We start from the raw sequence: 11,949 nt of genomic DNA on the forward strand, positions 1-11,949 counted from the left end.
GGTAAAGCCGCCGTTACAGGGCCTCGCCCTGACCGAGGATCGCCATCAGGTCGATGCGCGTCTCCCGCGGGCCCAGGTCGAGCAGGCGCTCCAGGGCGTGGAGGTGGTCGTGGATGCAGCGTCGCGCCGCCTCCGGCTCTCCCCTGGCGAGGTGAGCCAGCAGTGCCGGATGATCGTCGGCCAGGTAGCAGCTCGCCACCCCCGAGTGCTTGTAGAGGGCGATGACAATGGAGGTGCGCAGCACCAGATCGGTGAGCATGGCGCCCAGCACCCGGTTGGGCGAGCGCTCGGCGAGCAGGTGATGAATGGCCAGGGAGTGCTCGATGCGCGACGGTTCGTCGCCCGCGGCATGGGCACGGGCTTCGCTGTCGACGTGCGCCTCGAGCGTGGCCAGCGTCTCGGCATCCAGCTGGCCGGCCAGCAGGGCGGCGACCTCGCCCTCCACGAGACGACGAGCGGCGAAGGTCTCGCGCGTCTCTTCGACGCTCGGCGCGCGCACCCGCGCCACCTGGTTGGGCTGCTGGGTGATCACGTGGTCGGCGGCGAGGCGGGTCAACGCCTTGCGTACCACCGAGCGACTCACCCCGAAGACCTCGCCGAGGGTCACCTCGGGCAGACGCGTGCCGGGCGGCAGGCGCTGGGCGAGCACCGCCTGGCGCACCTTGTCGACGATGAAACGGTCGCTGATGCGACGGCCTGCCTGCGTGGCCGCTGCCACCTCGTCCTGCCAGGCACTGCTCATGCTGCGCGCTCCCCTGCTCGCTCACGACAGGCCCCAGCTTCGCACGTTTGCCGGCGACTGGCCACAGCCGCCAGCATTTCTGTATACAAACTATTCGGTCGTGCGGTGGCGCTCGCCGATATCGAGAATCTTCAGGGTATTGGTGCCGCCATGGGCATTCATCTCGTCACCCCGGGTGAGGATGACATGGTCGCCCCGTTCGGCGATGCCCTGCGTCACCAGTACCTGCAAGGCCCGGTCGTTGAGCTCTTCGGCGGCCATCGCGCTGGTGTCGAAGGGCAGCGACACCACCCCCCGATAGAGCGCCATGNTCGGCGGCCATCGCGCTGGTGTCGAAGGGCAGCGACACCACCCCCCGATAGAGCGCCATGCGCCGCTGGGCGATGGGGCTGTGGGCCAGGCCGACGATGGGCAGCCCCGAGCGGATGCGCGAGGCGATCAGCGGCGTGTAGCCCGACGCCGTCATGCAGGCGATGGCCGCCACCCCCTGGAGGTGGTTGGCGGCGTACATCGCCGAGAGCGCGATGGTCTCGTCGATCTGCGAGAAGCCCTCGTGGATGCGGTGGCCGGACTCCTGGGCGATGCGCTCGCGCTCGGCCCCCAGGCACACCCGGTCCATGGCCTCGATGGTCTCCACCGGGAAGTCGCCGGCGGCGGTCTCGGCGGAAAGCATCACCGCGTCGGTGCCGTCGAGCACGGCGTTGGCCACGTCGAACACCTCGGCGCGGGTGGGCAGCGGCGACTCGATCATCGACTCCATCATCTGGGTGGCGGTGATCACCGCGCGGTTGAGGGTGCGGGCGCGCTTGATGATGCGCTTCTGGGTGCCGATCAGCGCCTCGTCGCCGATCTCCACGCCCAGATCGCCGCGCGCCACCATCACCGCCTCGGAAGCCTGGATGATGCCGTCCAGGGTGGCGTCGTCGGCCACGGCTTCGGCGCGCTCGAGCTTGGCCACCAGGCCGATCTCGGCGCCCGCCTCGCCGAGCAGGTCGCGCGCTTCGTGCATGTCGGCGGCCGAGCGAGGGAAGGAGACCGCGAGGTAGTCCACGCCGATCTCCACGGCGGTGGCGAGGTCCGCGCGGTCCTTGTCGGTGAGCGCCGGGGCGGAGAGGCCGCCGCCCTGCTTGTTGATGCCCTTGTTGTTGGAGAGCGTACCGCCCACCGTCACGGTGGTGTGGATCTCGCGGCCCTGCACGACGGTGACGTCGAGCACCACCCGGCCGTCGTCGAGCAGCAACCGGTCGCCGGCGGCGACGTCGTCGATCAGCGCCGGGTAGTCGCAGCCCACGCGCTCGGCGTCGCCCGCGTCGCTGGCGAGCGTCATATCGAGGATGAAGGGCGCGCCCTCCTCCAGTTCGACGGCCCCGTCGGCGAAGCGGGCGATGCGGATCTTGGGGCCCTGGAGGTCGCCGAGGGCGGCCACGCTGCGCCCCAGGCGCTCGGCGATCTCGCGCACCCGGGCGAGGCGGCGGCGGTGGTCGTCGGGGCTGCCGTGGGAGAAGTTGAGGCGCACCACGTCGACGCCGGCGGCGAGCATCGCCTCCAGGACGCCCTCGCGGTCGCTGGCCGGTCCCAGGGTGGCGACGATCTTGGTGCGGCGGATGGGNGACGCCCTCGCGGTCGCTGGCCGGTCCCAGGGTGGCGACGATCTTGGTGCGGCGGATGGGCTCGTGGATGGGGGCGTGCGGGGGAAGCGTCATGGTGTCCTCGGCAAGATCAGAATGGCTCGGAAATCGTTGACGTTGGTACGAGTCGGCCCGGTCATGATGAGCCGATCCAGGCCCTGGAAGAAAGTATAGGCATCGTTGCGTGACAGAAAATCGGCAGGATCGAGGCCTTGCTCCCGGGCGCGGGCCCAGTCCTCGGGTAGGAACAGCGCCCCGGCGTTGTCCTCGGAGCCGTCGATGCCGTCGGTGTCGATGGCCAGGGCATGGATGCCGGGGGCGCCGCGGACGGCGTCGAAAAGGCCCAGCAGGTATTCGACGTTGCGCCCGCCCCGCCCGTCGCCGGTCACCGTGACGCTGGTCTCGCCGCCGGAGAGGATCAGCAACGGCTGTTCCAGCCCCTCCTGAGCGGCCAGCGCCAGGTGCCCCTGGGCGCGGCCCAGATCGCGGGCCTCCCCCTCCAGGTCGTCGCCCAGCACGCGCACCGCGACGCCGGCCGACTCGGCGCCACGCTGCGCCGCCGCGAGGGCGTCGGCGGCGCGGGCGAGCAGCACCGTCTCGTCGCGGGCGAAGGCGGCATCGCTGGGCGCCGGCGCCTCGTGGTTGCCGGCCAGGTGGTGGCGCACCGACTCCGGCACGGCGATGGCGTAGCGCTCGAGCACCGCCAGGGCATCCGCCGGCGTGGTGGCGTCCGGCAGGGTGGGGCCCGAGGCGATCAGCGAGGGGTCGTCGCCCGGTACGTCGGAGATCAGCCAGGTGACCACCTGGGCGGGGTGCGCCGCGGCGGCGAGCCGCCCGCCCTTGATGGCGGAAAGGTGGCGACGCACGGTGTTGATGTCGCGAATCGGCGCCCCACAGCGCAGCAGTTCGCGGTTCAGGGCCTGCTTGTCGGCCAGCGTGATGCCCGGCGCCGGCAGCGTCATCAGCGCCGAGCCGCCGCCGGAGATCAGAGCGATCACGCGATCCTTCTCGGTGAGCTCCTCGACGGCCTCGAGCATGCGCCGGGCCGCCTTCTCGCCCAGGTCGTCGGGCATGGGGTGCGAGGCCTCCAGCACCTCGATGTGCTGGCACTCGGCGCGCTGTCCTTCATGATCCTGCCCTTGAAGACCGTGCGCGTAACGGGTGACCACCAGGCCTTCGAGCGGCGCCTCGGGACAGCGCGCCTGCCAGGCGCGCTCCAGTGCCGCGGCCATGGCGGCGGCGGCCTTGCCGGCCCCCACCACCAGAGTGCGCCCGGCGGGCGGATCGGGAAGCCGGTCGGCCACCAGGGTGTCGGGGTGCACGGCCGCCACGGTCAGGTCGGCCAGCTGCCGAAGCCAGGCAGAAACGTCCGCCGTCGAATCCAGTTCGGGCAGAGAGGTGAGAGCGCTCATGGATCAGACTCCTTGCAGCAAGCCGGGAAAAGCTCCCACTGCCGGCGACATCCGTCGGCGGCGGGACGGAAAAAACCCGATGATGGCGGGGATTCCACTGGGGACACCACCATCGGGAAAGGGCCACATGCCAGTGGCCGGGTGGGCGACGACCCGACGCCCACCCCTGAGGGAACAGTTGGCACGGTCGCCCGGTTAGCGCCCCACCTCGTGGTTGGCCAACTGTTCCAACGCCCGCAGGATGCCGGCATGGTCCCAGTCGCCGCCGCCATGGGCCGCGCAGGCCTGGAAGAGCTGCTGGGCATTGGCGGTGCCGGGCAGCGCCAGGTCGAGGCTGCGCGCCCCTTCCAGCGCCAGGTTGAGGTCCTTCTGGTGCAGCTTGACCTTGAAGCCGGGGTCGAAGGTGCGGTTGATCATGCGCTCGCCGTGCACGTCGAGAATCTTCGACTGGGCCAGGCCGCCGAGCAACGACTCACGCACCTTGGCCACGTCGGCCCCCGCCTTGGAGGCGAACAGCAAGCCCTCGGCCACCGCCTCGATGGTCAGCGCCACCACGATCTGGTTGGCCACCTTGCAGGTCTGGCCGTCGCCGTGGCCGCCGATATGGGTGATGGTCTTGCCCATCACCTCGAGGATCGGCTTGGCGCGCTCGAAGCCCTTGTCAGTGGCGCCCACCATGATGGTCAGGGCCGCATTGATGGCGCCGCCCTCGCCGCCGGAGACCGGGGCATCGACGTACTCGCCGCCGGCATCGACGATGCGCTGGGCGAATTCGCGCGTCGGCACGGGGGCGATGGAGCTCATGTCGATCACCAGGGTGCCCGGCTTGAGGCCTTCGATGACGCCCTCCTCGCCGAACAGCACCTGCTCGACGTCGGGGGTGTCGGGCACCATGGTGATGATCACCTCGGCCTGCTCGGCCACCGCCTTGGGATTGGCCGCCACGGTGGCGCCCTTGTCGGCGAGCTCCTGGGGCAGCGGCTTGCGATGTTCCACGGTCACGATCTCGTGGCCGGCGTCGAGCAGGTGGCCTGCCATGGGGCGGCCCATGATGCCCAGACCAATGAATCCGATCTTGCTCATGATATGTCTCCTTTCAGCTTGTCTTTGTGCATTGGGAGTCAGCGGACATTATCCAGCCAGCCCAGCCCTTCCTGGGTTCCCGCCTTGGGCTTGTACTCGCAGCCGATCCAGCCGGCATAGCCCAGCCGATCGAGGTGGGCGAACAGGAAAGGATAGTTGATCTCGCCGGTACCCGGCTCGTGACGTCCGGGGTTGTCGGCGAGTTGCACATGGGCGATGCGCGCCAAGTGCTTCTCGATGGTCGGCGCCAGGTCCCCCTCCATGATCTGCATGTGATAGATGTCGTACTGCAGCTTCAGGTTGTCGCTTCCCACCTCGTCGAAGAGCGCGAGCGCCTGCTCGGTGCGATTGAGGAAGAAGCCGGGGATGTCGCGGGTGTTGATCGGCTCGGCGACCAGCAGGATGCCGGCGGCCTCGAGCTTACCGGCAGCATAGCGCAGGTTCTCCACCAGGCTCCGGCGGGCCTCGGCATCGCTGACGCCTTCCGGCTGGATGCCGGCCAGGCAGTTGACCTGGGTGTTGCCCAACACCTTGGCATACTCGATGGCGCGGTCGACGCCCTCGCGAAACTCCGCCACGCGGTTCGGATGGCAGGCGATGCCGCGCTCGCCAGCGCCCCAGTCGCCGGCCGGCAAGTTGAACAGCACCTGGGGCAGGCCGTGTTCATCCAGCCGGGCCTTGATGTCGGCGGCCGGGTAGTCGTAGGGAAAGAGGTACTCGACGCCCGTGAAGCCGGCCTTGGCGGCGGCCTCGAAGCGGTCGAGGAAGTCCACCTCGGTGAACAGCATGCTCAGGTTGGCGGCGAATTTCGGCATGTCGGTCTCCTTGTCTGTCTCTGTGTTTAAGAATAACCACCCTGACCAAACAGAAAAAATTACGTCGCGAGCGATGAGAGCCTGGTCGCCGCTGGCGCGCAGCAACCGGAGTTGACTGGGTGCTCAATGAGGATTGTGAGCACCGCCGGCGGCCAGGATATCGAGCGCAGCAGTAATTCAGGTCAGCGAGGCGATGGAGGTCGGCGCATCCTCCACATTCTCGGCCAGCGCCTCGAACTCGTTGATGCCGTCCAGGTCGGTGCCCATGGCGATGTTGGTCACCCGTTCGAGGATCACCTCGACCACCACTGGCACACGGTGCTCGGCCATGAGCTTGCGTGCCTCCTCGATCGCCGGGGCGATCTCCTCCGGCCGGGTGACGCGCAGCGCTTTGCAGCCCAGCCCCTCGACCACCGAGACATGGTCGACGCCGTACTCGTTGATCGCCGGGCAGTTGATGTTCTCGAAGGAGAGCTGCACGCAGTAGTCCATGTCGAAGCCGCGCTGCGCCTGGCGGATCAGCCCCAGGTAGGAATTGTTCACCAGCATGTGGATATAGGGCAGCTTGAACTGGGCCCCGGCGGCCAGCTCCTCGACCATGAACTGGAAATCGTAGTCACCGGAGAGCGCCACCACCTCGGCCTCGGGGTCGGCCTTGCAGACCCCCAGCGCGGCGGGAATGGTCCAGCCCAGCGGCCCGGCCTGGCCGCAGTTGATCCAGTGACGCGGCTGGTAGACGTGCAGGAACTGGGCGCCGGCGATCTGCGACAGGCCGATGGTGCTGACGTAGCGTGTATGCTTGCCGAACGCCTTGTTCATCTCCTCGTAGACGCGCTGCGGCTTGACCGGCACCTCGTCGAAGTGGGTCTTGCGCAGCAGGGTGCGCTTGCGCTCGGCGCACGCCTCGGCCCAGGCGCTGCGCTCCTTGAGCCGCCCCTCGGCCTTCCACTCGCGGGCCACCTCGACGAAGCGCTCCAGCGCCAGCTTGGCGTCGGAGACGATGCCGTAGTCGGGGCCGAAAATACGCCCGATCTGGGTCGGCTCGATGTCCACGTGAACGAAGGTGCGCCCGCGGGTGTAGGTCTCCAGGTTGCCGGTGTGGCGGTTGGCCCAGCGGTTGCCGATGCCCATCACGAAGTCGGATTCCAGCAGGGTCGCGTTGCCGTAGCGGTGCGCGGTCTGCAGGCCGACCATGCCCGCCATCAACGGGTGGTCGTCCGGGATGGTGCCCCAGCCCATCAGGGTGGGGATGACCGGCACCCCGGTGATCTCGGCGAACTCGGTGAGCAGTTCGCTGGCGTCGGCGTTGATGATGCCGCCCCCGGCCACGATCAGCGGCCGCTCCGCCGCGTTGAGCATGCCCAGCGCCTTCTCGATCTGTGCCCGGGAGGCGCTGGGCCTGTAGGCGGGCAGCGGCTCGTAGGTGTCCGGGTCGAACTCGATCTCGCTCAGCTGCACGTCGATGGGCAGATCGATCAGCACCGGCCCCGGCCGCGAGGAGCGCATCAGCTGGAAGGCGTGCTGGAAGGCGCGCGGCACCTGGGCCGGCTCGAGCACGGTGACCGCCCACTTGGTGACCGGCCCGGCGATGGCCTGGATATCGACGGCCTGGAAATCCTCCTTGTGCAGCTTGGCCCGCGGCGCCTGGCCGGTGATGCAGAGGATGGGAATGGAGTCGGCGCTGGCGGAGTAGAGACCGGTGATCATGTCGGTGCCGGCAGGGCCTGAGGTGCCAATGCACACCCCGATGTTGCCGGCCTGGGTGCGGGTGTAGCCCTCGGCCATGTGCGAGGCACCCTCGACGTGGCGGGCCAGCACGTGGTCGACGCCGCCGATCTGGCGCAAGGCGGCATAGAAGGGGTTGATGGCGGCGCCGGGCACGCCGAAGGCGACCTCGATGCCTTCCTTCCTGAGGACATGAACGGCGGCTTCGGCAGCGGTCATACGAGCCATGACGGATCCTCCCGTGAGTGGCGTTGTTATTGAGGAGTCGTTATTAGGGAATCGCTGTTGTGGAAATTATTTTCGTATTTTCCTTCTGTATACAAAACTAGGCGGCCGCCGCCTGGCTGTCAATGAATTATGGAAAATATTTTCACTATTTTGAAAGGACACAAAAAACCCAGGCACTATCAACTGCCTGGGTATTGAGTGGCGCTCAGCGATAGCGCCGCAACGGCGTCACGCCAGGGTCACGCGCAGGGCCAGCGGATGCTCGTCGCAGTTGTCGCCCGGCCCGCCCCGGTCGACGACCAGGAACTCGCCATCACGCTCCAGCACCGACTGGATGGCATGCCAGGTACCGGCGCGGTAGTTGACCCCCTGGCGGCCGTCGGTGACGAAGGCGCGCACCGCGTCCGGGTCGATCGTCTCGCCCGGCGGGGCGACAACGATCACGAAGCGCTCCTCGTGCAGTGGCATAAAGGCCTGGCTACCCAGCGGGTGACGCTCCAGGAAGTCGAGCTCCAGCGGCAGCGTGACCGGCTGGCTGACGAAGATGCTGATCAGTGCCCTCGCCTCTTCGCCCAGGGTCTCGACCCTGGCCAGGTCGTGGTAGCGGCGGGTGCGCCCGGCGTTGATGTGGAAATACTCCGCCGCGCGGGTATCGATGACGTCGCCGAAGGGGGCAAAGGCCTCCGGCGTCAGTGGCTCGGCTTTGAGTTCCAGCATGTCTATTTCTCTCCAGCCCCGTGTTGTTAAAGAAGAGGTAGTCCTGGCGGACCACTAGGCACCATCCGAGCGAGAGGCGCCGGGGACAGGTCGGAGAGGGGGTCCGATGCCAGGGATGGCATCGGTAGCGCCCAGGGAGGGGTTCACAGCGCCCCCTCGTAGACCTGTCGCCGGATCAGCCTCGAGCGGCGACGATACGACAAGCCACTGCTTTACCGGGACCCGAGCCGCAGCGCCGCGTGACGATTGACGTCCTTGTAGAGCAGATAGCGGAACGGCCCGGGGCCGCCGGCGTAGCAGGCCTGCGGGCAGAAGGCGCGCAGCCACATGAAGTCGCCGGCTTCCACCTCCACCCAGTCCTGATTGAGGTGATAAACCGCCTTGCCCTCGAGCACGTAGAGGCCGTGCTCCATGACGTGGGTCTCATCGAAGGGGATCACCGCGCCGGGCTGGAAGGTGACGACGTTGACGTGCATGTCGTGGCGCACGTCCTCGGGGTCGACGAAGCGCGTGGTCGCCCAGCGCCCCTCGGTGTCCGGCATCTCGTTGGGCGCAATGTCGTTCTCGTTGGTGACGAAGGCCTCGGGGACCGCGAGGCCCTCGACGAACTCGTAGGCCTTGCGCACCCAGTGGAAGCGCACCGGGGCGTCGGATTCGTTACGCAGTTGCCAGTCACTGCCCGGCGGCAGGAAGGCGTAGCCGCCCGGCACCATGCGATGGCGCTCGCCGGCGATGGTCAGCGTCATCTCGCCTTCTACCACGAAGAGCACGCCCTCGGCGGCGGGGTCGAGTTCGGGGCGCTCGCTGCCGCCACCGGGACCGACCTCCATGATGTACTGCGAGAAGGTCTCGGCGAAGCCGGAGAGCGGACGCGCCAGCACCCACAGGCGGGTGTTCTCCCAGAACGGCAGGTTGCTGGTGACGATGTCGCGCATCACCCCCTTGGGAATGACGGCATAGGCCTCGGTGAACACCGCCCGGTCGGAGAGCAGCTGGGTCTGGGGTGGATGGCCGCCGTGGGGGGCGTAGTAGGTGCGTGGGTTCATGAGATGTCCTGCAGGAAGCGTTGGGGCCAAAAGATGTCTTGTATTTCTAGATTACGACCAGGTCGAGCAGTCAAGGCCTCGAAGCGAGAGGCGCCGGGGACAGGCTGTAGAGGGGGTCCGATGCCAGGGATGGCATCGGTAGCGCCCAGGGAGGGGTTCACAGCGCCCCCTCGAAAGCCTGTCGACGGATCAGCCTCGAGCGATGCAGCGGCCTGCGATAGAGGCAGAAGTCAGCGCCCCGCCGCCGGATGATGCTCCACCCAGTGCCGGGCGATATCCACACGGCGCGCCACCCAGACCCGATCGTGGGCCTCGATATGGTCGAGGAAGCGCTGCAGCGCCCGGAAGCGGCCGGGGCGGCCGAGCAGACGGCAGTGCATGCCCACCGAGAGCATCTTCGGCGACTCCTCGCCCTCTTCATAGAGCACGTCGAAGGCGTCGCGCAGATAGGTGAAGAAGTGATCCGCGGTGTTGAAGCCCTGGGGCGCGGCGAAGCGCATGTCGTTGCTGTCCAGGGTGTAAGGCACGATCAGGTGGTCGTGCTCCACCCCCTGGCTGTCGGCAGCGCGGGTCCAGAACGGCAGGTCGTCGCCATAGTAGTCGCTGTCGTAGAGGAAGCCGCCCTCGTCGAGCACCAGGCGGCGGGTATTGGGGCTGTCGCGGCCGGTGTACCAGCCCAGCGGCTTCTCGCCGTAGAGACGCTGGAAGATCGCCATGGCCTTCTGCAGGTGCTCGCGCTCGACGTGCTCCGGCACTTCCTGGTAGTGGATCCAGCGGTAGCCGTGACAGGCGATCTCGTGGCCCAGCTCCTTGAAGGCGTGGGCCACCTCGGGGTGGCGCTCCAGGGCCATGGCCACGCCGAACACGGTGAGCGGCAGGCCGCGGCGCTCGAACTCGCGCAGGATACGCCACACCCCGACCCGCGAGCCGTACTCGTAGATCGACTCCATGCTCAGGTGGCGGTCGGGAAAGGCCGGGGCGCCGATGATCTCGGAGAGGAACTGCTCGGAGCCGGCATCGCCGTGCAGCACGCAGTTCTCGCCGCCCTCCTCGTAGTTGAGCACGAACTGCACGGCGATCCGGGCATTGCCGGGCCAGCTGGCGTGGGGCGGCGTGCGGCCGTAGCCGATCAGGTCACGGGGATAGTCACGGGGCGCGGGGTGATCCGATGTCTGCATGGCGGAGTCCTGTGTTGTTGTTGGCTCGCACAGTCGGCCAGGCCGATGCGCAACAGTTGCTGTATACAATACACGCTATGCTGGCTCGCAGCGCATTGCAAGGCTGGCTCCCTTGCCCTAGGCGTTCGCGGAGCAGTCGAGCGCTTTGGCAGCCGGCATGATGCCTTCACGATAGACTTTGTATACAATTTTTCAAGCACCGATCACGAACAGCCCCTGCCGAGCGGCCGACCAGGCGCCACCTGTCTGGTTGCCCATCCGGTCAGGAAAGGCATTGCGCGACAAACTGTATACTTTATCTGCATGTAACCGTCGACAGAGCATGGCGAGCGCCGCCCTCTACGACCTAAGTCATAGCCGTCCAGGTTCCGAAATACTCCCGACAAGAACAAGCAACTCGTTGTTATTAAAAGAGCATTTCGCCACATCAGAAGACATCACGGCGTCCTTGCATTGCCGGGGAGGGCCTTCTATATTTTGTGTACAAAGAAAACAGGCGTTGTCCACAAAACCACTGGAGCCTTTGCCATGCACATTCGGGTCATCAACCCCAACACCACCCACGCCATGACGGCGGCCATCGGCGAGGCCGCCCGGCGCATCGCCGCGCCGGGCACGCGAATCACCGCCAGCCAACCCGACAGCGGCCCGGTCTCCATCGAGAGCCACTTCGACGAGGCCATCAGTGCGGTCGGAGTGGTCGACGAGGTCCTCCAGGGCGAACGCGACGGGGTTGACGCCTACGTGATCGCCTGCTTCGGCGACCCGGGGCTGCTCGCCGCCCGCGAGCTGACCCGCGCCCCGGTCATCGGCATCGCCGAGGCGGCCTTCCACATGGCCGCGCTGATCAGCACCCGTTTTTCCGTCGTCACCACCCTGGGCCGCACCGGCATCATCGCCGAGCACCTGCTCGAGCAGTACGGCTTTGCCCACCACTGCCGCCGGGTGCGGGCCGCGGAGATCCCGGTGCTCGACCTGGAGGAGAACGGCGCCGTCGCCCTCGGGCGCATCATCGACGAGTGCCGTCGCGCCCGCGACGAAGACGGCGTCGGCGCCATCGTGCTGGGCTGCGGCGGCATGGCCAAGCTCACCGAGGAGATCGGCGACGCCGTTGGCCTGCCCGTGGTGGAAGGCGTCACCGCCGGCGTCAAGCTCGCCGAGGCACTGGCCGGGCTGGGGCTCGGCACCAGCAAGCACGGCGACCTGGCCTTTCCCCGGCCCAAGGCCTTCACCGGCCGCTTCGAGCGCTACACCAACCTGACAGCATCCTGCTGACCTCGAACGCAGCACTTCAGCGCGCCGCCCGGCGCCCTGTCACAACAAGTCCAACAAACCCGCGAGCACGCCACGCCGCAAGCGCACCCGGAGCCTGGCT

The 11,949-nt window shown here is 67.7% G+C and carries 9 protein-coding genes and 1 pseudogene; 1 reads left to right on the forward strand and 9 read right to left on the reverse strand.

Annotated elements, in window-relative coordinates; genetic code table 11:
• Positions 1 to 13 precede the first annotated feature (13 nt).
• The 9 genes and pseudogenes from FEF15_RS08670 to puuE all read right to left on the reverse strand — a co-directional run bounded on the left by FEF15_RS08670 (position 14) and on the right by puuE (position 10,574).
• A complete protein-coding gene (locus FEF15_RS08670; RefSeq protein ID WP_163558757.1) occupies positions 14 to 742 on the reverse strand; it encodes a GntR family transcriptional regulator in 729 nt (242 codons plus the stop codon).
• A gap of 90 nt (positions 743 to 832) precedes the next feature.
• Positions 833 to 2,348: pseudogene (gene pyk, locus FEF15_RS08675) on the reverse strand (pyruvate kinase).
• 93 nt (positions 2,349 to 2,441) lie between these two features.
• Entirely contained in the window at positions 2,442 to 3,782 is a 1,341-nt protein-coding gene (locus FEF15_RS08680; protein ID WP_163558758.1) for a glycerate kinase, read from the reverse strand.
• Positions 3,783 to 3,977: 195 nt separating this feature from the next.
• The gene (locus tag FEF15_RS08685) at positions 3,978 to 4,865 is read right to left on the reverse strand and encodes a 2-hydroxy-3-oxopropionate reductase (RefSeq protein ID WP_163558759.1); all 888 of its coding nucleotides are present in this window, start codon (positions 4,863 to 4,865) and stop codon (positions 3,978 to 3,980) included.
• A gap of 38 nt (positions 4,866 to 4,903) precedes the next feature.
• Positions 4,904 to 5,680 carry a hydroxypyruvate isomerase gene (hyi, locus tag FEF15_RS08690; RefSeq protein ID WP_163558760.1) on the reverse strand — a complete coding sequence of 259 codons (777 nt, stop codon included), beginning with the start codon at positions 5,678 to 5,680 and terminating at the stop codon, positions 4,904 to 4,906.
• A gap of 177 nt (positions 5,681 to 5,857) precedes the next feature.
• Positions 5,858 to 7,633, reverse strand: a complete 1,776-nt coding sequence (gene gcl / locus FEF15_RS08695; protein WP_163558761.1) for a glyoxylate carboligase — start codon at positions 7,631 to 7,633, stop codon at positions 5,858 to 5,860.
• A 228-nt stretch (positions 7,634 to 7,861) separates the two neighbouring features.
• Positions 7,862 to 8,350: an ureidoglycolate lyase gene (locus FEF15_RS08700; RefSeq protein WP_163558762.1), complete on the reverse strand. Its 489-nt coding sequence runs from the start codon at positions 8,348 to 8,350 to the stop codon at positions 7,862 to 7,864.
• A 212-nt stretch (positions 8,351 to 8,562) separates the two neighbouring features.
• Positions 8,563 to 9,396, reverse strand: a complete 834-nt coding sequence (locus FEF15_RS08705) for a bifunctional allantoicase/(S)-ureidoglycine aminohydrolase (protein WP_163558763.1) — start codon at positions 9,394 to 9,396, stop codon at positions 8,563 to 8,565.
• Between the two features lie 230 nt (positions 9,397 to 9,626).
• Positions 9,627 to 10,574: an allantoinase PuuE gene (gene puuE / locus FEF15_RS08710; protein ID WP_163558764.1), complete on the reverse strand. Its 948-nt coding sequence runs from the start codon at positions 10,572 to 10,574 to the stop codon at positions 9,627 to 9,629.
• Between the two features lie 528 nt (positions 10,575 to 11,102).
• Here puuE and FEF15_RS08715 point away from each other — a divergent pair.
• Positions 11,103 to 11,849 (forward strand): aspartate/glutamate racemase family protein, encoded by a 747-nt coding sequence (locus tag FEF15_RS08715; protein ID WP_163558765.1) that lies wholly within the window; start codon positions 11,103 to 11,105, stop codon positions 11,847 to 11,849.
• Positions 11,850 to 11,949: the final 100 nt, after the last annotated feature.

It is taken from the genome of Halomonas sp. NO4, from assembly GCF_010994375.1.
Lineage (GTDB): Bacteria > Pseudomonadota > Gammaproteobacteria > Pseudomonadales > Halomonadaceae > Halomonas.